The following is a 21,341-nucleotide window of genomic DNA, read 5'->3' as shown; positions in this document are numbered from 1 at the left end:
ACCTTTTTGCGACTGTTCGAAACTATCGGCTCGGATTGCCCGGACATGAGGGGAAACGCCGGTTCGTCGGACTGTCGACGCCCGAGACACTCGCAAGCAAGAAGGTGCACCCCGATATGACGACGAGTGATGTCACGCGCCTCTATGAGGCCTTTCCCTTCCCGTCTCCGGCGGAGGACGCCCCACTGATGGACATGATCGCCGAGCAACTCCCCTACGTTCTGCACGACTCGGAACTGGAGGACTGGGAGGTGCTCGATGCCGGATGCGGAACTGGATCCATCCTGCTGGCACTCGCCCGGCGTTACCCCCGCGCCCGGTTCACGGGGGTGGACGCTTGCCGCCGCTCCCTCGAGATCGCGAGGCGCGGCGCCGAGTGGTACGGGATCACCAACGTCGAGTTCGTGCACGGCGCCATGCCGGAACTGGACCTGCGGCGCCGGTTCGACCTTGTGATCTGCTGCGGGGTTCTGCACCATCTGCCCTCGCCGCGAGCCGGGCTGGAGTGGCTCACCGAACACATGGCGGACGACGGGCTGATCCATCTGTGGCTGTACGACGCCGTCGGCGAACACAGTCGGATGCTGGACCGGGAGCTTGCGCGGCTGCTCACGCCGTCCGGCCGCCCCGAGGACGGGATCGCCACCATCCGTGACCTCGGGCTCCAACTATCGCTCGCCGATTACGGCTTCCCCACAGGCTGGGCCGGTACCCCGCTCACCGCGGCCGAACAGGACGTCGCCGACGCCGACGCCTACCTCCACCCCGTGGTGCAGCCGATGCGCTTCGCCGACATGCCCGAGCTGTTCGCAGGCCTGCCCGTCACCTGGCTGGCAGCGGACCGCGTCTACCACCCCGGCGGCATCGGCCTCGTCGACCTCACCGGCCAGGAGGCGGATACGCCTGGTGGCCCGGAGTTCGTCCGCCCCGAGGAGCTCTTCGACAAGCCGGCCCTGCGGGATCGCATCCGGGCGCTGGGGAACCTCGACCGGCTGCGGGCGATCGAGCTGCGGCTGCGACCCACCGGTTTCGAGGTCCTGGCCGGCCGCGGCGCCGGACTCGACCGCTGCCTGCCGCGCGTCAAGGGCAATCTGCTGCCGCTCGACGACGGCCGGGAGCCCGGCGCACGCTGAGCGTCGATCCCGGCTCATGCGCCGCCGGTTGTCTTCAACAGAGCGAGGGTCTGGGCGGCGGCGCGGATGCCGGATTCGACGGCGCCGTCCATCCACAGCGCGTTGAAACTGGTGGAGGTGTCGCCTCCGGCGAAGGCGACGCACCCTTCGGAGGCGCTGATCGCGGACCCGTGGGTGGTGAGCCAGCCGGGGCGGTAGGCGATCCAGGTTCCGCGCGCGTAGGGGTCCTGGTTCCAGTCGTGGCTGTGCACCGCCTTGACGCGGGCCGTCGGCGCGTAGGCGGCCAAGGCCTTCTGCGCCCCGCCCAAGGTGTACAGGTCGGGGCAGGCCACCGGGTCGCCGAAGCCGGTGAGAAGGCTGCCCTGGTCGGTGACCCGTTCGGTGCGGATCCACTGGAACCCGTCCGGGGCGCCAGCGGCGAAGAAGGACGGCTCGGGCAGGCCGTCGGCCAGCAGCCAGACTTTGGCGAAGTGCCCGGCGTGCCCCTCGAAGGCGACGGCCTGCTTCGCGGGGTGCAGGGCCGGCTGGAAGTCGATGTCCTGCCAGCAGTTCAGCGGGGTGGCGACGATCGCGGTCCGGGCAAGGAACTGCTCCCCGGCCTCGGTGACGACCTCCACACGGCCGGCGATCTGCGCGACACGGCGCACGGGCGATGACAGGTGGACCTCGGCGCCGGCCTCGGCGATGAGGGCGTCCACGAGGGCCTTGGTGCCATCGCGGAAGCTGTCGAGGACGTCGAGGGCCAGCGTCTGCTGCGCGAACGGGGTGTACCGGGTGGCGATCTCACCGAGGAGGTACAAGGCGGAGATCTCGTCGGCGGGGGCACCGTAGTGCACCGACGCCTGCTGGCTGAGGGTGGCAAACGCTTCGGCGGACAGGCCGAGCGTGGCCAGATACTGGCGAACCGGCACGTCGAGGGGGCGCGTGCGGGCCGCGTCGTGGAGGTGTGGGCGAGTGGCCCGGGCGGTATCGGTGATGCGGCCGATGGCATCGTCGATCTCGGTACCGTAGCCGGGGGGCAGGGCCTGCGGATCGGTATGGCGGACGCCGTCGACGATCAGACTGCTGACGGTGGTGCTGGGGCTTTCGACGACGGGCAGCCCATAGCGCTCGGCCTCGGCGTAGATGTGGCGGAAGGTATCCCGTCGGCCCAGCCACATGCCGCCGAGGTCGACAAGTGTGCCGGTGCCGGGGAAGGTGCTGGTCCAGGTGCGCCCCCCAAGACGGTCGCGGGCTTCCAGCAGCACCACCGAGCGCCCTGCCGTGCCCAGTTCGCGGGCGGCGGTGGCGCCGGAGATCCCTCCGCCGATGATGATCACGTCGTGCACGTCTGCTCCTGAGGGTCGGTGGGGGTCTCGGTGTGCGCCGGAGTGCGGCTCGGGTGCCCGGCCGGGCGTCGGTGTGCTGCCTCGGCATGTACCTCTGCGGTGATCCGGTCCCACGCCAGTCGTACGTGCCGCTGCTCGGTGCCTGGTGCGCCGATGGCCATGCGCAGCAGGACCCGGCCGCCGACCTTGGTGTGGGTGAGGTACAGGTCGCCGGAGTCGTTCAGTCGCTGCATCACCCGCAGCGTGGCCGCGTCGGCCTCGGTATCGGGCAGCCCGGGCCAGAGCGGGCGGAAGCAGACCAGGCCCAGCGGGTGGTGCGGGTGCACGTGGAACGCCGGGTCGGCCTCGATCCACCCGGCCAGCTGCCGTGCCAGGCCGACGCCGCAGCGGATGTGCGCCCGCAGCCCCCGCGCCCCGTACCAGCGGATCACCGACCACAGCTTGAGCGCACGGAAGCGGCGGCCGAGCGGGATCTGCCAGTCACGGTAGTCGATCACCTCACCGGATGCGCTGGCCCGGTCGCGCAGGTACTCGGGGAGCACCGCGAGCGCACCCACCAGCGGTCCCCGGTCGGCCACCCACAGCGCGGTGCAGTCGAAGTTGGTGAGCATCCACTTGTGCGGGTTGGTGACGTAGGAGTCGGCGTACGGTGCCAGCCCGTCGTTGAGCCACCGCAGCTCCGGACACACCGCCGCAACGCCCGCATAGGCCGCGTCCACGTGCAGCCAGACGCCGTTGCGGCGGCACACCGCGCCGATCTCGGGCACCGGGTCGATCGCGGTCGTGGAGGTGGTACCGACGGTCGCGCACACCAACAGCGGTACGGCACCGCAGGCCCGGTCCTGGACGATCATCGTCTCCAGACGCGTCGGGTCCATCGCCAAGTTCTCCGGGCCGACGTCCACCACCCGCACGCCGGCCGCGCCGATGCCGCAGATCCGTGCGGCCTTTTCCAACGAGGAGTGGGTCTCAGAGCTGGTGTAGATCGTGTACCGCGCGGTGATACCGGCCCGGGCCGGCCTGCCCTCGCCCGCTCGGTGCAGCGCGGCCACGAGCGCCACCAGCGCGGCGCTGGAGGCCGAGTCCTGGATGACCCCGTTGCCCCGGAAGCTGTCCGGTAGTTCGAACAGTTCCACCAGCCAGTCCATGACACGGGTCTCAAGCTCGGTGCAGGCCGGGCTGGTCGCCCACAGCATGCCCTGAACGCCCAGCCCGGACGAGAGAAGGTCACCCAGAATCGCCGGGCCGCTGGCGTTGGCCGGGAAGTACGCGAAGAACGAAGGATGCTGCCAGTGCGTGATACCCGGCATCAGCACACGGTCCAGGTCCGCCATGACCCCCTCGAACCCCTCGCCGGCCTCCGGCGGGCTCTGCGGCAGAGCGTCCAGCACCTCACCCGGTGCGAGCTGAGACCGCACGGGGTACGACTCGGTCTTCTCTTGGTATGCGGCGATCCACTCGATCACCTGCCGGCCGTAACGGCGGAACTCGTCCGGCGTCATATGCCCGGGCACGACGCTGCTTTCCGACACCGTACTCCAATTGGCTCAGCGTGTATTTCCGTCCCGCCCTCCGTCGAAGGCTGGACCGTCTCCAGCGCCCCACCGCCCGGCGATCTCTCGATTGGCTGTGGGGCTCCAGTCAAGCAGGGATGTGCGAGTAGACAGAGCCTGCTGGCCAGATTTCATCCGATTCGGTCACCTGGCGAGGCGGCGGGTTCCCGGCGTGGGACCTTCCATCGAGAACGCCGAGCAGGAAATATCTTCGTACGCACGACCCTGAAATCCATGGAACGGGGATAGGACCAGCTATGAGTCGCGCGAATGAGCACCGCGTGATGCCCGCGGGGCGGCTCGACGAGCCGTGCGCCCGGCGCAGGCGGGAAATCTCGGAGGCGATCCGCAAGGAGGGCGGGATCAACTCGCACCCGGTGGTCTACAGCGCGGAGGAAGACCGGTTGTGGGGCGCGATGATGTCCGACCTCAGCCTTGTGCATCCCCGTGTCGCCAGTTCGCGCTACCTACAGGCCAGGGAACGACTGCCTCTGCCGGTCGCCCACGCCCCCAGGATCGACGACCTCGGGCGACGCCTGGGCAACCTCACGGGGTTCCGGCTGCTCCCGGTCGACGGGCTGGCCACGGCCGGGGACTTCTACGGGCGTTTCGCCGACGACCTCTTCTCGACGACCATGTACCTGCGCTGCCCCAGCCGACCCCGCTACAGCCCGGAGCCCGACATGCTGCACGAGCTCGTCGGGCATGTCGTGATGCTGGCCGACCCGCTGTTCGCCGATCTGTACCGGCTGTTCGGCAAAGCCGCGAACAACGCCACCTCCGCGCGGGAACTCCAGGAGATCAGCCAAGTCTTCTGGTTCACGATGGAGACAGGACTTGTACAAGAGGACGGCCGGGTCAAAGCCTACGGGGCGGCCCTCCTGTCATCGAGCGGAGAACTCGCCAAGCTCGACACGTGCCGGGTCGAGGAATTCTCCATCCAGGCAGTGATCGAATCAAACTACGATATCTCTACCTATCAGGGAAGGTTGTTCATCGCACAATCCGTCGACGAGATGGCTGACGAAGTCCGGTCCTTCTTGACGCGCGCTTGAAATCGAGACATCTTCGGGAAATGCTGAGGCGCCGGCGAAAGCGCATGTCTCGGACCCTCTACCCACTCACATTTCAGGAAGGCACTGGTGACCGATGGCCACGACGAATGTCGGAAGTCCGCCACACGGCAGCGGAGCCCAGGTTCACGACCCGGCCGCGGTGCGACTGGTGGAGATCACCCTGGGGTTCTGGACCGGGCAGGCCGTGGGCGCGTTCGCTCGACTCGGCATCGCGGACGCGTTCGCCGGTCAGCGCCGGACGGCGGACGATCTGGCGGCACGAACCGATTGTGACCCTCAAGCACTGCGCCGTCTGCTGAGATCGCTGACCGGTGTCGGGGTCGTCCAAGAGGTGTCGCCCGGCGTCTTCGCACTGGGCGAGCTGGGGCAGCACCTGCGCGCCGACCACCCCGAGTCCATGCGAGACCTCGCGGTGCTCCAGAGCGAGCCGTGGATGTGGCGGGTCTTCGAACAGCTCCAGCATGCGGTCGCCACCGGAGCGGCCCCCATCAAGAACGTCCTCGGGACTGACCACTACTGGACCTGGCTGCACGGCCGACCCGAGTCGCGGCAGGTGTTCGACGCCGGGATGGTGTCGGTGGCCAAGGCTCTCCAGATCCCCACCGCACTCTCCTACGACTACCGGGACGTACACCGGATCGTCGATATCGGTGGCGGCCTGGGGCAGGTGCTGACCTCCGTCCTCACCGCCCATCCCCATATCAGCGGCATCCTGTTCGACCAGCCGGCCACCGTCGCCGAAGCCCAGCGGGCGTTGGCGGGTGCCGGCCTGGCGGACCGCTGCTCCGTAGCCGGGGGTGACATGTTCGAGGCCGTACCCGAGGGCGGTGACACCTACCTGCTGTCGTTCGTATTGATGGACTGGGACGACGAGCGCGTCGGGCGACTGTTGCGCAACGTGGCGGCCGTGCTCCCCCCGCATGGGCGAGTCCTGGTCCTCGACTGCGTGGTGGACCACGACACCGACAGCGGACCGTCGGGGCACTCCTTCCACATGGGCCGCACAGTCGACCTGTTCCAGATGTGCATGGGCAGTGCCCGGGTCCGCAGCCGTGCGGAGTTCGAGAACCTCTACACGCGCGCGGGGCTGCGACTCCAGGCCCTCCATCTGCCTCAGGCACCGGTCAGCCTCATGGAGCTGACCGCAGTCTGAGAACGCGCTCCCTCGACCTCCCGCACTTGATAGAGGGCCGAGGGTCGCCCACAACCTCGTGTCACCGAATGCGTCGCGGAGTGCTACGTGGTTACATGCACCTGATGAACACACGTAGTGTTCGAACGGGCACGGAGCGTGTCTCCCGGTCCGCCCCCACACAGTCCCTGGAAAGGTTTCCCATGGTCGCCACCGCGATCCTGAACAAGTCCCACCGAGTCTTCGGCGCAATCGACGAGGACGGCAACGGCGTCATCGAGGCAGACGACTTCGATCGCATTGCCGAGCGCCTCATCCGCTCCTTCGACGAGACGTCGCCCGCTGCCGGCAAGGTCCGCAGCACCTACACCAAGTGCTGGCAGAGGCTCGCCGAGCTGGCCGACAGCGACGGCGACGGCCAGGTCACGCGGCAGGAGTTCGATGCCGTCTTCGGCGGAGCCCAGCACAACAAGTTCATGCAGGTCATCGAGGAGGCCCTCGACGCCGAGTTCGCCCTCGCGGACAGCGACGGCAACGGCGTCCTCGACCGTGACGAGGTGAGCCGCATGCTGCGCGCCTACGGCGTTCCGCAGCGGGACCTGGACCAGGCCATCGCGGCGCTGGACCAGAACGGCGACGGACGGGTGTCCCGCGACGAGTACCGCTCCGTCATGCGCGAGTACTACACCAGCGACAACCCCTCCGCGCCGAGCACGCCGCTCTTCGGCCGCGTCTGAGGCGGACCTGCTGACGTGAGATGCGGGCGCCCGCCCGGCCACAGCGCCGGGCGGGCGCCCGTACGTTCGACACCGGAACACCGACGGCAGACCTGCCGCCCCCACCCCCTCGTCAAAACCCATCCCTGGGCTTGGCCTCAAGGGGCGTCGTCACGCCTACTGGCGAAGGGCTTTCGTGTCCAATTCCGACGGTGAACCGCGCCGCCGTGGCCTCGTGCGGATGGCTGCGATCTCTCGGTTTTGTGACAGCGGGTTGGGGCAGTGGGGTTTGGTTTGTCGTTGCTGGTCGGTGGCGGTTTCGGGACTGTGGGGCCACTGAGATTCTTCAGCGTTCAGGCGGGCCGGGTTGGGTTGTCGGCGTGGCGTCGCTTGCCCGGTACGCCTATGTGTTTGGCTGATCGCTCGCAACCGGGCGGATACGGCACTCATCCATGTGGCTGGCAGACCGGGCGGCCTGTCGAGGCCTGCTGTATGCCAAGGACAAGGGTTCGGTGACTTCATGCTGGTAACCGTGGAAGACACGATCAGTCATCATCTTGCCCGGGCCGCGGTGCAGGCCCCGGCGGAGAAGGCGTTCACTTTCGTGGACTTCGGTACCGACCGTGAGGGAATTGCGACGTCTTTGACGTGGCGGGAGCTGGAGTTCCGTGTGCGGGCTCTCGCGGCGGCTTTGCGTCATGGTGGTGCGGCGGGGGAGCGGGTGGCTGTTGTGGGCCCGCAGAATTTGGATTACGTCGTTGGTTTCCTGGCGGCTGCGTGTGCCGGTGCGATCGCTGTTCCTCTTTTCCCTCCGACTTTGCCGGGGCATGCCGACAAACTGGCCGCTGCGCTGGCTGATGCCGACCCGGCGCTTGCTTTGACCAGTCCCGGCGCCCTCGACGCCGCGGAGAAGTTCTGCGCCAACCAAGTCGGCCTCCGTGTCCGTGTCACGACCGAGGAGGACCTTCTTGCCCTCCGGACGGCGCCGGATGCGCCGGCCGGCGCCCCGCCCCACCCCCACCCCCACCCCCACCCCCACCCCCACCCCCACCCCCATCCCCATCCCGAGGAGTGTGCCTATCTGCAGTACACCTCGGGCTCGACCCGTATGCCTTCGGGTGTGGAGATCACCCACAAGAACGTCTGTGCCAATGCCCGTCAGGCGTTGCAGGCATACGACATCCGTGCCGGACGCAACTGCACCGTGGGCTGGCTGCCTCTCTACCACGACATGGGGCTGGTCCTGGCGGTCGTGTTGCCTCTCGTTGGGGGTATCCCTTCCGTGTTCATGGACCCGCTGGCCTTCGTGCAGCAGCCCTTGCGCTGGCTGCGGCTGCTCAGCCGGTATCCCGGAGCACTCACCGCCGCCCCGAACTTCGCCTACGACTACTGCGCGCGTCGTGTCACCGACGAGGACCGCGCTGCTCTGTCTCTGGGGTCGGTCGCCGCCATGGTCAACGGAAGCGAACCCATCGCCGAGGCGACACTCAAGCGGTTCCAGCAGGCCTTTGCGTCCGCCGGTGCTACTCCCACCGCGATGCGCCCGTCCTACGGGCTGGCGGAGGCCACCGTTTTCGTGTCCGCGTCACCGGCCGGCGCCGAACCCACCGTCACTTCCTTCGACCGTGACGCGCTGGCCGCCGGCACCGCTCTCCCGGCCCGGCAAGCAGGTGGGGGCCGGCAGGCCGTCACCCGCCTGGTCGCATGCGGGCGGCCAGGCGGCCAGGAAGCAGCCGTCGTCGACCCCGCCAGCCACGTCCGCCTCCCCGACGGACGCGTGGGCGAGATCTGGCTGCGCGGCCCCAACATCGGACGCGGCTACTGGGGGAAACCCGAGCAGAGCCAGGCCGCCTTCCGCGCCACCCTCAACGACGACACCCCCGCCAAGGACAGGCAGCACTGGCTGCGCACCGGGGACCTCGGGGTGTGGTATGAGGGCCACCTCTACATCACCGGCCGTCTGAAGGACCTCGTGATCATCGACGGGGCCAACCACTACCCGCAGGACATCGAGCACACCGTCGAAAACGCCCACCCGGCGATCCGCCGCCACCACACTGCGGCGTTCTGCGTTCCCACCGACGACGGAGAACGCCTGGTCGTGGTGGCCGAACACGCCCGCGACCTCACCGAACCCCACAAGGTCTGCAACGAGGTGGCCCGCGCGGTGCGCGTGGCGGTGTCCGCCGGCCACGCCATCGCGGTGCACGACTTCGTCCTCGCCCCGCCCGGCACCGTGCCCCACACCACCAGCGGGAAGGTCGCTCGCGGCGCGTGCCGCAAGCACTACCTCCAGGGTGCCTGGATCCCCGACCCGTGTGTACAGAAAGAGACCGACGACGTATGAAGCAGCCAGGCGGACACCAGGAGCCGGCCGGGGGCAACGCCGGGGCCGACGTCTCCACCACGGACAGCCGCAGCGCAGTGGGCGCCGGCGCACTGCGCAGCGTCCTGGTGCGGCTGGTCTCGGATATCAGCGGCATCCCGCCCGGGGAACTCGATGACGCCCGGCCACTGGCGGAGTACGGCCTCACCTCCCGCGACGCCGTCGGACTGACCGGCGAACTGGAGAAGATCCTGGACCGGTCGCTGCCCGCCACGCTGTTGTGGGAGTACCCCACGATGGGGCAACTCCTCGCCGCGCTGACAAGCACCGACCGGCCCGGTGCCGCCCACCCGGCCCGGCCACAACCCCCCACCCCCGCCCCCGCCGCTGCCGCGCCCGCCGACGCTGCCGCCCCCGCCACCACTGCCGCCGGCACCCTCGCGCCCGCCGACGCCGACGCCGCTGCCGCCGCCACCATCCGCACCGCCGCCGGCGCGCCCGCCGCTGCCGCGCCCGCCGCTGCCCCTGCCGTCGACGCCGGCGCGCCCGTCGACGCCGGCGCGCCCGACGCCGCCGCTGCCGCGCCCGCCGGCGCCACCGCGCACACGGACACCGCTGCCGCTGCCGCTGCCGCGCCCGCCGAGGCTGCCGGCGCTGCCGCGCCCGCCGACGCTGCCGCCGCTGTCGACGCCGGCGCGCCCGTCGACGCCGGCGCGCCCGACGCCGCCGATACCGCGCCCGTCGGCGCCACCGTCCGCACCGACGCGCCCGCCGGCGCCACCGCGCACACGGACACCGCTGCCGCTGCCGCTGCCGCGCCCGCCGAGGCTGCCGCGCCCGCCGCCCCCGCGCCCGCGCTCGCGCCCGCCGCTGCCGCTGCCGCTGCCGCGCCCGCCGAGGCTGCCGCGCCCGCCGCCCCCGCGCCCGCGCCCGCGCCCGCCGCTGCCGCTGCCGCGCCCGCCGGCGCCACCGCGCACACGGACACCGCCGCCGCCGCTGCCGCTGCCGCTGCCGCTGCCGCTGCCGCGCCCGCCGAGGCTGCCGCGCCCGCCGCCCCCGCGCCCGCGCCCGCCGAGGCTGCCGGCGCTGCCGCGCCCGCCGAGGTTGCCGCCGCTGTCGACGCCGCTGCCGCGCCCGCCGGTGCCACCGCGCACACGGACACCGCTGCCGCGCCCGCGCCCGCGCCCGCCGAGGCTGCCGGCGCTGCCGCGCCCGCCGACGCCGCTGCCGCCGCCCCTGCGCCCGCCACCGCTGCCGCCGGTGCCACCGTCCGCACCGACGCCGGCGCGCCCGCCGCCCCCGCGCCCGCGCCCGCCGAGGCTGCCGCGCCCGCCGACGCTGCCACCGGCGCCGCCGTCCGCACCGACGCCGGCGCCACCGTCCGCACCGACGCGCCCGCCGGCGCCACCGCGCACACAGACACCGCTGCCGCTGCCGCCGCGCCCGCGCCCGCCGAGGCTGCCGCGCCCGCCGACGCTGCCACCGGCGCCGCCGTCCGCACCAACGCCGGCGCCACCGTCCGCACCGACGCGCCCGCCGGCGCCACCGCGCACACAGACACCGCCGCCGCCGCCGCTGCCGTCGCTGACGCCTGCGCCATCGCCGTGATCGGCATCGGATGCCGCCTACCCGGCAACATCCACGGACCGGATGCGTTCTGGGACCGACTGATCACCCGATACGACGCGGTCGGCCAGGTACCCGAGAAACGCTGGCCGAACTTCACCGGCACAGCACCCCAGGCCACCGCCCTGATGGAGTCCACCCCCCGGTGGGGCGCCTTCCTCGACGACATCGAGGGATTCGACGCAAAGTTCTTCGGCATCACACCCCCCGAGGCCGAAGCCATGGACCCCCAGCAACGACTGCTCCTCGAGGTCGTCTGCGAGGCACTCGACCACGCCGGCCTGTCCGCCCCCTTCCTGCAGACCACACCCACCGGCGTGTTCGTCGGCCTCAGCGCCCTCGAGTACGGGCATCTGACCACCTCGGACCCCACGCGGCTGACCGCGTGGACCAGCACGGGAGCCGCCGGCAGCATCGCCGCCAACCGCGTGTCCTACCAACTCGACCTCCGCGGCCCCAGCATCACCGTCGACACCGCCTGCTCCTCCTCCCTCGTGGCCGTGCACCTGGCCTGCCGCAGCCTGCGCAGCGGGGAATGCAGCACGGCACTGGCCGCGGGAGTCAACCTCCTTCTGTCTCCCGCCGTGACCGCCTCCCTCGGCCACGCCGGCGCACTGGCCGCGGACGGCAGGTGCAAGGCCTTCGACGCCGCGGCCGACGGAATCACCCGCGCAGAGGGCTGCGGCGTCGTCATCCTCAAACGACTCGCCGACGCCCACCGCGACGGCGACAGGGTGCTGGCCGTCATCAGGGGCACCGCCGTGAACCAGGACGGCCGCTCCGCGGGCCTGATGGCACCCAACCCCGCAGCGCAGCAGGCACTGCTGCGCGACGCCCTGCACGACGCACGCCTGCACCCCACCGACATCGACTACGTCGAGGCACACGGGACCGGCACCCTGCTGGGAGACCCCATCGAGGCCACCGCCCTGGGAGCGGTCATCGGCCGCGGCAGGCGGCCCGCACAGCCCCTGCTGATCGGATCGGTGAAGAGCAACCTCGGCCACCTGGAAGGCGCGGCCGGCATCATCGGCCTGATCAAGACCACCCTGGCCCTGCACCACGGCCGTATCCCCGCCAGCCTGCACTTCCACACCCCCAACCCCCACATCGACTTCACCGGCCTTCGCCTGCGCGTGGTCACCGAAACAACCCCCTGGCCCGCCACCGGCAACCGCCCCTCCCGCGCCGGCGTCTCGGCCTTCGGCTTCGGCGGCACCAACGCCCACGCCATCCTCGAGCAGGCACCCCCCACCAGCGCGCCGTCCACCAGCGTGCCGTCCACCAGCGCGGCCTCCGGCAGCGTGCCGTCCAGCAGCGTGCCGTCCACCAGCGCGGCCTTCGGCAGCGTGCCGTCCAGCAGCGTGCCGTCCACCGGCGCGGCCTTCGGCAGCGTGCCGTCCAGCAGCGTGCCGTCCACCGGCGCGGCCTTCGGCAGCGTGCCGTCCACCAGCGCGGCCTCCACCAGCGTGCCGTCCAGCAGCGTGCCGTCCATCGGCGCGGCCTCCGGCAGCGTGCCGTCCAGCAGCGCGGCCTCCGGCAGCGTGCCGTCCAGCAGCGCGCCCTACAGCAGCGTGCCGTCCACCGGCGCGGCCTCCACCAGCGTGCCGTCCGGCAGCGTGCCGTCCACCAGCGTGCCGTCCACCAGCGCGGCCTCCAGCAGCGTGCCGTCCAGCAGCGTGCCCCCCACCACCGCGCCCCCCACCACCGCGCCCCCCACCAGCCCGCCCCCCACCAGCGCGCCGTCCACCCCCACCGAAGACACACCAGCCACCCGCCCACACATCCTGGTGGTCTCCGCCCGCTCCGCGGACCGGCTCCCCGACGTCGCCGCAACCCTGTCGCGATGGATGGCATCAGGCAACGCACCCGCTCTGGGCGACATCGCCCACACCCTCGCCTCGCACCGCCGCGGCCCATCCGTGGCCGCCGTCATCGCCCGGACCCACACCGACGCAGCCGCCGCCCTGGCCGCGCTGGCCCGCGGCGAGACCGTACCCGGCCTGGTCGCCCCGTGCACCGACGCACAAGCCGCGCAACCCCCCACACCCAAGCAGCCGGTCTTCGTCTTCTCCGGATACGGATCACAATGGGAGGGCATGGGACGGCGCCTGCTCGCCCAGGACGCCCTCTTCGCCACCCACGTCCGCGCGCTCGACCCACACTTCACCGCCGAGACCGGCTCCTCCCTGACCGACATGATCACCTCCGAGTCCACCGGGACCATCGACCGGGTCCAGCCACTGATCTTCGGACTCCAGGTCGCCCTGGCACGGACCATGCAGGACCACGGCGTCCAACCCGCCGCCGTCATCGGCCACTCCATGGGCGAAGTCGCAGCCGCCGTGATCGCCGGCGCTCTCCACGACCGCGACGCCGTACGCGTCATCACCCGCCGCTCCACCCACCTGGCCACCATCGAAGCCGAAAAAACCGGCGCGATGGCCGCAGTGGAACTCCCCGCCCCCACACGCACAGCCGTCCTCAGCCGCTTCCCCGGAGTCGAGGTCGCCGTCCACTCCTCCCCCCACCGCTGCACCGTGGCCGGCCCCGCCCAACCAGTCCGCGACCTCGTCGACGAACTGACCGGGCAAGGCGCACTCGCCCGGCTCCTCGACCTGGACGGAGCCGCCCACACCGCCCTGGTCGACCCCATCCTGACACCCCTGCGCCAAGACCTCACCGACCTGCGCCCCCACCCACCCGCCACACCCTGGTACAGCACCGTCCTCGACGACCCCCGCGCCGACACACCAGCCGACACCGCCTACTGGTGCGCCAACGTCCGCCGCCCCGTACGCCTGCAACAAGCAGTGACAGCAGCCGCCGAGGACGGCCACACCCTCTTCCTGGAAATCTCCCCCCACCCCATCGCCGTCGTCCCGATCACCGAAAGCCTGCAAGCCACCCCGGCCGGCGACCAGGCACTGATCATCCCGACCCTGCACAAGAACACCGACGACGCCGTCCACCTACACGCAGCACTGGCACAACTCCACTTCGCCGGCGTACCGCTGGACACCCACCTGTGGCCCGCCGGTGCACGCACCGCCCTGCCCAGCCCCCCCTGGCGCCACGAACGGTTCTGGTTCACCCGCCCCGCCCCCACACCCCACCCAGGCAGCCACCCCCTCCTCGGAGCCCGCACCGACGACCCCCGCACCGGCGCCGTGCTGTGGCAGGCAGACATCGGCACCCACCGCCACGCCACCCGCGCCACCGTCCACGGCCGACCGGTACTGACCCTCCCCGAAGCCGCCGAACTGATGATCGAAGCCGGCCTGGACCTATGGGCCCAAGAGGGCCTCACCCACCTCGGCCTCGAAGACCTCCGCCTCCACCAATGGCTCCCCCTCTCCACCAGCACCCCCCTGACCACCGTATGGGAACCGGACTCCGCCACACACGGAACCCTCACCCTCCACGCCCGCGGCGCCGACACCGTGTGGCGCTGCTACGCCTCGGCCCGCATCACCCGAGACCCCGAACACCACCGCGAGCCCCTCCCCGAGCCGGAACCCGCACTCCTGCAGCACTACACCCCCGAAGAACTCCGGCCCTCCCACCACTCGCCCTACGCACCCCTCCTCGCCGCAATGCTGGCCGCGCAGGACGCCGCAGACACCCAACCGGCCGACGAGGGCGCACCCACCGTCCCGGTCGCCCTGGCATCCCTGCTCATCAAGGGCCCCGGCATCATCGACACCGGCTACGACATCACCTGCACCCCCCAAGACGACACCGGCCCCGACCAAGCCGGACTGCGGCACTGGCACCTCACCGCCCGAGGAGCCACCAGCACAGTCATCGCCCGCTCCCTGCAACTGCGGCCCGTCGAACCACACGAAGTCCCCCGATCCCTGGAGACGTGCACCTACGACATCCAGTGGGAAAAATCCCCCCTCCCCCTGCCGCTGCGACCCCTGCAGCGCGTCCTGCTCCTCACCGACGAACCCGACACCGCCGGCGCCGCCACCGCCTCCCTCCTGGCCGCCCTGGAAGCCGGCGGCATCCAGGCCACAGCCGCCCACGCCGCCCACGCCACCACCACCGACGGCGTACTCGAGACCTGGCTCACCACACCCCAGCCCGACCACAGCGCCGTCCTCCTCCTCTTCACCCAGCCCGAACACCACGACGACACCCACCCCCTGCACACCGCCGCACACCTGGCACGCCGCCTGGCCGACACCACCCACCGGCAACCGCCACGCCTGTGGATGGCCACCGTGCTGGCACAGGCCGCAGGCTCGACAAACCCCAAAACACCCCACCTCGCCTGCCTACGCGGCCTCGTACGGGCCCTCGCCCTGGAATGCCCCCAGCTGCGGGCCTCGCTGGTCGACATCGACAAACAGCCCGGGGCATTCGACGACCTCGTCCGCGAACTCACCGCCGACGGCGACGCAGACGAAGTCGCCTGGAGAGCCGGCACACGCCTCACCGCACGTCTGGCCCGAGCCGACCTCGCCGCCCTGCGCAACGACACCGTGCCCTTCACCCGCCCCGACGGCGCATACATCATCACCGGCGGACTGACCGGACTGGGCCTGGCCACCGCCACCCGGCTCGCCGAACAGGGCGCCGCACGCATCGTCTTGAACGGACGCCGCACCCCCACACCCCAAGCCGAAGCCCTCCTGGCCGAACTCCGCCGCCACAACACCTCCATCACCGTCGTCCAAGGAGACATCGCAGACCCTTCCACCGCCGCCGACCTGGTCCACGCCGCACTCGCCGACGGCCACACCCTGCGCGGCATCGCGCACTGCGCAGGCGTCCTGCACGACCGGCTCATCACCGACCTGGAACCGTCCGACATCGACGCAGTGCTGCGACCCAAAGCCAAGGGAGCCCAAAACCTCCACGCAGCCACCGCCGGCCACCACCTGGACTGGTGGGTGGCCTACAGCTCCGCCGCGGCACTCCTCGGCTCCCCCGGACAGTCCGCCTACGCGGCCGCCAACGCCTGGCTCGACGCCATGGCCCACCACCGCAGAGCCGAAGGCCTGCCCGCCACCTCCATCGCCTGGGGCCCCTTCGAGAACGTCGGCATGACAGCCAACAACCCCCTCCTGGCACTGGAACCCATCCAGATCAGCGAGGGAATGGACGTCCTGCAGGCACTGATCACCCGCAACTGCGCACACGTCGGCGTCGTCCACCTCGACACCCAGCGCGTACTGCAGGAGTTCCCCGGCCTGTCCGCCATCCCCTTCTTCTCCGACATCCTCCAAGACGCCCCACCCGCCGCCGACGACTGGGCCGGCCCCCACAACATCGCCGCGCTCGGCCCCTCAGCCCCAGACACCGTCTACGCACGCCTGCTCAGCAGAACCGCAGCCCTCATGGGCCTCACGGCCGCCGAACTCCCCGAGACCACCCCCCTGACCGATCTGGGCCTGGACTCCCTGGTAGCGGTACGCATCCGCAACACCATCCGCCAGGACTTCGGCATCGACCTGCCCGCCCCCCAGCTGCTGCGCGGCGCCAGCGCCCGCGACATCGGCCGCGCAGTCCTCGAACAACTCCAACTGCCCACCCCCGAACCCACCCCCCAACCCGCGGCCGGCCGCCGACCCAACCCCCCCCAGCCCACCCGCCCCCAGCCGCCCGCACCCGCGCTGCCGAGCTTCCTCACCCCCCGCGACGCCGCAGAGCGCCTCGTGGCCAGCTCCTGGGGCGAAGTCCTACACCAAAGCCCCACCGACATCCGCGAGGACTTCACCACCGCCGGCGGCGACCACAACACCGCCGCCGCCCTCGTCGACGCCATCCGCCGCCGCCTCGGCGGCCACACCGAACCGACCCTGACCCCCGACACCGTCCTGCAGCAGCGCACCGTCGCCGCCATCGCCGAACTGATCCGGCCCGCCGTCAACACCACAGGCAGGTCCGCACTGACCACCCTGCGCCCCCCTCTGCCCGGATCACAGCGCCCGCCCCTGTTCACCTTCCACCCCGCCGGCGGCCCGACCTCCGTCTACCTGCCCCTGACCCAACTGCTGCCGGCCGAACAGCCCGTATACGGCCTCGAACGCATCGACGAGCACAGCACCATGGAGGAAAAAGCGGCCCGCTACCGCACCCTCCTCCGCGACATCCAGCCCGAAGGGCCCTACCACCTCCTCGGCTGGTCCTTCGGAGGATGCCTCGCCTACGAAGTGGCACTCCAGTTCAAGGAAGAAGGAGAGAAGATCGGGTTCCTCGGCCTGATCGACACCATCCTGCCCCCCACCCAGCCGGAATCGCAGTCACCGAAGTTCCTCCTCCAGCGATTCGCCCGCTTCGCCGAATACATCGAAAAAACATACGGACACCACCTCGACCTGCCCTACGAAGAGCTCGCAGCCACCCCCGACCACCAGCAGATCGACGTCGTCATGCGCCTGGTCGCCGAAGCAGGACTCGACATGAGCCCCGCAATCATGGAGCACCAAAGGACCTCCTACATCGACGCCCGCGTCGGCGAACGCTACACCCCCCGCCCCCAGACGGGCCGCGTCGTCCTCTACCGCGCCAAGCAACCGCAGCAACTCACCACCGCCCTCGACCCCCGCTACCTCAGAAACGACGCCGACCTCGGCTGGGCCCCACTGTGCCCCGACCTCGAAATCGTCCCCGTCGACGGCGACCACCTGTCCGTCATCGACCCCCCCCACGTCCACACCATCGCCCAACACCTCACCCGGGCCATGGGACAGCCCACCCCCTAAACCGACACGAGCACCCCTCCCACGCAAGCCCCCGCCTGCACCCCAGACACCCCCCACCCCACCCCAGCCGACAACACCCACCCCCCACCACCCCGGCTGGGCTGTACGGGCCACTGCCCCCCGCCACAACGGGGTGTTGCCTGGTGGCGACCACCACGCTCCGCCATGCTCCCGCCTGTGTGGGACACCTTCAGGAAATACGCGAAACAACACCCCGTCTGCCTCCAACTCGCCACCGCCCTCCTCGCCACCGCCCTCCTCACCACCGAGGCACACGCCGCCGAACGCAACCCGGACGCCTACAACCACCCCCACCACGCCGAGGCCCGCGTCACCGGCGTGAACGTCATCACCGAGCAGATGCGCGACCTCACCGTCAGCTCTCCGGCCATGGGCACCTCCATCCCGGTCCGCATCCTTCTCCCCGCAAGCTTCCACCGAAAGCCGAAAGCCACCTTCCCGGTCGTCTACATGCTCCACGGCGGCAACGACGACTACACCTCCTGGACACGCGAGACAGACCTGGAAACCTTGGCGAAGGACTCCGAGGTACTGGTCGTCATGCCCGACGCCGGACGCAACGGCTACTACAGCGACTGGTTCGCCGGCAGCCCCCGCTGGGAGACCTTCCACACCCGCGAACTGGTCCGGCTCATGGAGAAGAAGTACCGCGCGAGCCGCTCACGAGCCGTCGTGGGCCTGTCCATGGGAGGCTTCGGCGCGCTCAACTACGCCGCGCACAACCGCGGGATGTTCCGCTACGCCGCCTCGATGAGCTCCTACGTCGACCTCAACGACCCGCTCGTGCGCCTGGAACTGGCACTGGGCACCAAAAAGGAGGGAATCGACATCAAAGACGTCTGGGGCGACCCGGTGCACAACGCCGACGTCTGGCAGGCCCACAACCCCTCCGCCATGCCGCGCGCCTTCCGCGGAACACGCCTGCACCTCTCCGCAGGCACCAGCGAGCCCGGACCGCTGGACAAGGGACGCCCCTCCGACGCCTTCCTGGTGAGCATGCTGGGCGAGGCACCACTGCCCGGACAGATCAGCAAGTTCGAGCGGTCCCTGCGCTCCGCGGGCGTCGACGTCACCACCCACCTCTACCGGCCGGGCACGCACTCCTGGCCCTACTGGCAGGCGGAGCTGCGCGGCATCTGGCCCTCGGTCGTGGAATCGATCAGGCAGTGACTCCATGCGGACAGTGGTGATCTTCGCCGCGGGATCCCGCGGCGATGTCCAACCCTGCCTGGCCCTGGGCCGAGCCCTGCTGCGACGCGGTGACACCGTCAGGATCCTCGCCAGCGCCCGCTACCGGCACCTGATCGCCGAGGCGGGCCTGGACCTCCACCCCCTCCCCGTCGACCCCGTCGAGATCATCGAGTCGGCCGAGGGACAAGAACTCCTCGCCGGGCGACGCAACCCGGTGGCGTTCATCCGCCACATGGACCGGGTCCTCAGGCCCCGCATGATGTCGATGCTGGCGCAGACGCAGGCCGGCGCGAAGGGAGCCGACCTCGTCCTGGCACCCACCTTCAGCTTCCTCGGCCTCCACCTGAGCCAATACCTCCACATCCCCCACGCCGTCATCCACTTCCAGCCGAGCCAGCCCACCAAGGCCTTCCCGCACCCCCTCGTCCCGGCTGCCCGGCTCCTGGGCGGCGCGGGCAACCGGCTCAGCTTCGGCGCCGTCGACCTCGGATCCTGGATGGCGTTCGGGCGGGCGGTCAACACATGGCGCACCCAAAGCCTGGGCCTGCCGCCGCTGACCCTGCCGGCCCTCTTCCGGCAGGTCCGCCACGCCCCCGTGCTGGGCGCGTTCAGCCCCACGATCGTGCCCCCGCCGCCCGACTGGGGACCCAACGTCCACATCACGGGCTACTGGCACCACGACCAGCCCCTGTGGAAACCCCCACGGCGACTGCTCGCCTTCCTGGCCCAAGGACCCCCACCCGTCTACGTGGGATTCGGCAGCATGACAACCGGCGACCCCCAGGCCACCGACACCCTGGTACGCCAGGCCCTGCGCCGGGCGAATCTGCGCGCGGTCCTGCCGGGGGACCCCGCCACCAGCGAGGGCGACATCCTGGTGGTGGGCGAGACCCCCCACGACTGGCTGTTCCCCAAGATGGCCGCCATCGTCCACCACGGCGGAGCCGGCACGACGGCCTCGGCCCTGCGCGCCGGAAAGCCCTCCCTCGTCTGCCCGTTCTTCGCAGACCAGCCGTACTGGGCCGCACGGGTGCACGAGCTCGGCGCGGGGCCGGCCCCCCTGCCGGCCGCTGAACTCACCGTCGCGGCCCTCACCCAGCGCCTCCTCGCCCTGACCCGGCACGCCGCCTACACGCACAGCGCGCGCAGACTCGGCCGGGCCCTGAGCAGCGAGGACGGAGTGGGCCGTGCCTGCCGGATCCTCAGCCGATGCGGAGCCGACCGCATGTGACCACCGGCTTCACCCAAGGCCCCTCCCGCGGCCGCACCGGTGGCCCGGCCGCAAGGAGGCCGGGCCAGAGGCCCTCCGGCGTGACGGACTGCGCATCCCGGTCGGGACGCTGGAGCGGGCCGGTGGGCCTGCAGCCCACCGGCCCGCTCCGCATCACGCGGCTGTGAGGTTCACTGAGCGGCGAGGGTGATCGTGCCGATGCCGCCTGCTCGTTGCTGGGCGGCCAGGGCCTCCTGGTAGGTGACGTACTGGCGGATCGTGCCGTCGGGCAGGTTCAACTGGTAGAGGACGGGGGTCTGCGGGGATGCCCCGCCACAGTTGCAGGCCATGTTCGTTCTCGTTTCGTCTCTCGGCGCTCGAGCGCCGCGGTAGCGGCCGTCGACGGGTTCGGCGCTGGTCAGTCCAGCCATCGGGAGGCCACACCCGCCAGGTAGGACAGGCTCAGGGCGGTTGTCGGTACCGTGAACCAGGCGCTGTCCGCCAGTGCGAGGGCGTAGGCGGTCACGGCAGCCGCGACCCATACGCTCGCGCACCATCCGCAACTGACCAGGTAGGCGGCCTTGGAGTCGTCGCCGAAGCGATCGGCGACCTGTGTTCTGAAGCCGGCCGCGAGCGTGTCCTTGGTGAGCAGGCGGGTGATGCGGCAAGCGGCGCCGAGGGCCAGCAGGAACACCGTCAGGCTCATGGAAGTCTCCCCTCAGCACATGGGTTTGTCGGCGGGCCGGGCGGCGTGTGTGCGCCCGCCGCTAGGCTTGGAGATCGGGTCGTCCCCCCGTCCTTGCACGACGGGGGGACGACCCTGCAGGGGAAGGCGATCGCCTGTCGGCGAAGGGTCAGCTCAGGCCGGCCGACGGACGGGTCCTGGCCGCGTGAGCGGTCACACCGGCAGGCAGGGCAGCAGCGGTCCGGTCGCCTGGACGGCGGTCCCCCCGACGGTGGCGGTGGCGGTGAAGCTGCCCGACAGGATCTGCTGCAGGGTCAGGTTCGTGTTGAGGGTCGCCGTGCCGGTGGCGTCGGTCACCGCCGTGCCCACCAGTTGCCCGCCCACGAAGAAGCTCACCGTCACACCCGCGGCCGCAGGCGAGACACGCGCCTTCAGCGTGGTCGCGAAGCTCGGCAGCGGGATCTGCAGGTTGAGCTGCCAGCAGGAGGGCAGCGTCTGCAGCGTCACGCCCGTCCCTCCCACGGTCACGTTGACGGTGATCGGGGCGGAGGAGACGTTGGTGCAGGAGCAGGCGGTGCCGGCGGCGGTGACCGTTGCCGTGACCGTGGCGGGTCCGGCGGTGGGGAAG

The 21,341-nt window shown here is 71.0% G+C and carries 12 protein-coding genes and 1 pseudogene; 8 read left to right on the top strand and 5 right to left on the bottom strand.

What is annotated here, in order from left to right; all coding sequences use genetic code 11:
• Positions 1-116: 116 nt before the first annotated feature.
• Positions 117-1,133 carry a class I SAM-dependent methyltransferase gene (locus ACZ462_RS31350; RefSeq protein ID WP_467803967.1) on the top strand — a complete coding sequence of 339 codons (1,017 nt, stop codon included), beginning with the start codon at positions 117-119 and terminating at the stop codon, positions 1,131-1,133.
• Between the two features lie 14 nt (positions 1,134-1,147).
• Here ACZ462_RS31350 and ACZ462_RS31345 read toward each other — a convergent pair whose 3' ends face one another.
• Together ACZ462_RS31345 and ACZ462_RS31340 are read right to left on the bottom strand one after the other, a co-directional pair.
• Complete coding sequence (locus ACZ462_RS31345; RefSeq protein WP_467803966.1) at positions 1,148-2,461, bottom strand: flavin monoamine oxidase family protein; 1,314 nt, start codon at positions 2,459-2,461, stop codon at positions 1,148-1,150.
• A complete protein-coding gene (locus tag ACZ462_RS31340; RefSeq protein ID WP_467803965.1) occupies positions 2,449-3,993 on the bottom strand; it encodes a pyridoxal-dependent decarboxylase in 1,545 nt (514 codons plus the stop codon). Before ACZ462_RS31340 ends, ACZ462_RS31345 begins: the two co-directional genes overlap by 13 nt.
• Positions 3,994-4,271: 278 nt before the next feature.
• Between ACZ462_RS31340 and ACZ462_RS31335 the strand changes: the two genes are divergently transcribed.
• The 7 genes from ACZ462_RS31335 to ACZ462_RS31305 all read left to right on the top strand — a co-directional run bounded on the left by ACZ462_RS31335 (position 4,272) and on the right by ACZ462_RS31305 (position 20,049).
• Positions 4,272-5,069 (top strand): phenylalanine 4-monooxygenase, encoded by a 798-nt coding sequence (locus ACZ462_RS31335; protein ID WP_467803964.1) that lies wholly within the window; start codon positions 4,272-4,274, stop codon positions 5,067-5,069.
• 169 nt (positions 5,070-5,238) lie between these two features.
• Positions 5,239-6,243: a methyltransferase gene (locus ACZ462_RS31330; protein WP_467803962.1), complete on the top strand. Its 1,005-nt coding sequence runs from the start codon at positions 5,239-5,241 to the stop codon at positions 6,241-6,243.
• Positions 6,244-6,425: 182 nt separating this feature from the next.
• On the top strand, positions 6,426-6,959 hold the full coding sequence (locus ACZ462_RS31325) for an EF-hand domain-containing protein (protein ID WP_467803960.1): 534 nt from the start codon (positions 6,426-6,428) through the stop codon (positions 6,957-6,959).
• Between the two features lie 511 nt (positions 6,960-7,470).
• On the top strand, positions 7,471-9,285 hold the full coding sequence (locus ACZ462_RS31320) for a fatty acyl-AMP ligase (RefSeq protein WP_467882833.1): 1,815 nt from the start codon (positions 7,471-7,473) through the stop codon (positions 9,283-9,285).
• A complete protein-coding gene (locus ACZ462_RS31315; protein WP_468253269.1) occupies positions 9,282-17,606 on the top strand; it encodes an SDR family NAD(P)-dependent oxidoreductase in 8,325 nt (2,774 codons plus the stop codon). Before ACZ462_RS31320 ends, ACZ462_RS31315 begins: the two co-directional genes overlap by 4 nt.
• A gap of 177 nt (positions 17,607-17,783) precedes the next feature.
• On the top strand, positions 17,784-18,797 hold the full coding sequence (locus tag ACZ462_RS31310; RefSeq protein WP_467803954.1) for an alpha/beta hydrolase: 1,014 nt from the start codon (positions 17,784-17,786) through the stop codon (positions 18,795-18,797).
• A gap of 4 nt (positions 18,798-18,801) precedes the next feature.
• Positions 18,802-20,049, top strand: coding sequence for a glycosyltransferase (locus tag ACZ462_RS31305; RefSeq protein WP_467803953.1), 1,248 nt, complete (start codon positions 18,802-18,804; stop codon positions 20,047-20,049).
• Between the two features lie 170 nt (positions 20,050-20,219).
• Here ACZ462_RS31305 and ACZ462_RS31300 read toward each other — a convergent pair whose 3' ends face one another.
• The 3 genes and pseudogenes from ACZ462_RS31300 to ACZ462_RS31290 all read right to left on the bottom strand — a co-directional run.
• Positions 20,220-20,378 (bottom strand): DUF7196 family protein, encoded by a 159-nt coding sequence (locus ACZ462_RS31300; RefSeq protein ID WP_467803951.1) that lies wholly within the window; start codon positions 20,376-20,378, stop codon positions 20,220-20,222.
• Positions 20,379-20,446: 68 nt separating this feature from the next.
• Positions 20,447-20,734 carry a hypothetical protein gene (locus tag ACZ462_RS31295; RefSeq protein WP_467803950.1) on the bottom strand — a complete coding sequence of 96 codons (288 nt, stop codon included), beginning with the start codon at positions 20,732-20,734 and terminating at the stop codon, positions 20,447-20,449.
• 192 nt (positions 20,735-20,926) lie between these two features.
• Positions 20,927-21,341: pseudogene (locus ACZ462_RS31290) on the bottom strand (hypothetical protein); the annotation flags it as partial.

The sequence above is a fragment of the Streptomyces sp. NPDC031121 genome, assembly GCF_055570615.1.
Note: the sequence above shows the minus strand (reverse complement) of the source record. Positions and strands in the feature narration are given on the sequence as shown.

Coding starts and splice junctions, on each gene's coding strand:
- ACZ462_RS31350 (WP_467803967.1), top strand. CDS start 117: ATGACGACGAGTGATGTCACGCGCCTCTATGAGGCCTTTCCCTTCCCG.
- ACZ462_RS31335 (WP_467803964.1), top strand. CDS start 4,272: ATGAGTCGCGCGAATGAGCACCGCGTGATGCCCGCGGGGCGGCTCGAC.
- ACZ462_RS31325 (WP_467803960.1), top strand. CDS start 6,426: ATGGTCGCCACCGCGATCCTGAACAAGTCCCACCGAGTCTTCGGCGCA.
- ACZ462_RS31315 (WP_468253269.1), top strand. CDS start 9,282: ATGAAGCAGCCAGGCGGACACCAGGAGCCGGCCGGGGGCAACGCCGGG.
- ACZ462_RS31305 (WP_467803953.1), top strand. CDS start 18,802: ATGCGGACAGTGGTGATCTTCGCCGCGGGATCCCGCGGCGATGTCCAA.
- ACZ462_RS31300 (WP_467803951.1), bottom strand. CDS start 20,378: ATGGCCTGCAACTGTGGCGGGGCATCCCCGCAGACCCCCGTCCTCTAC.
- ACZ462_RS31295 (WP_467803950.1), bottom strand. CDS start 20,734: ATGAGCCTGACGGTGTTCCTGCTGGCCCTCGGCGCCGCTTGCCGCATC.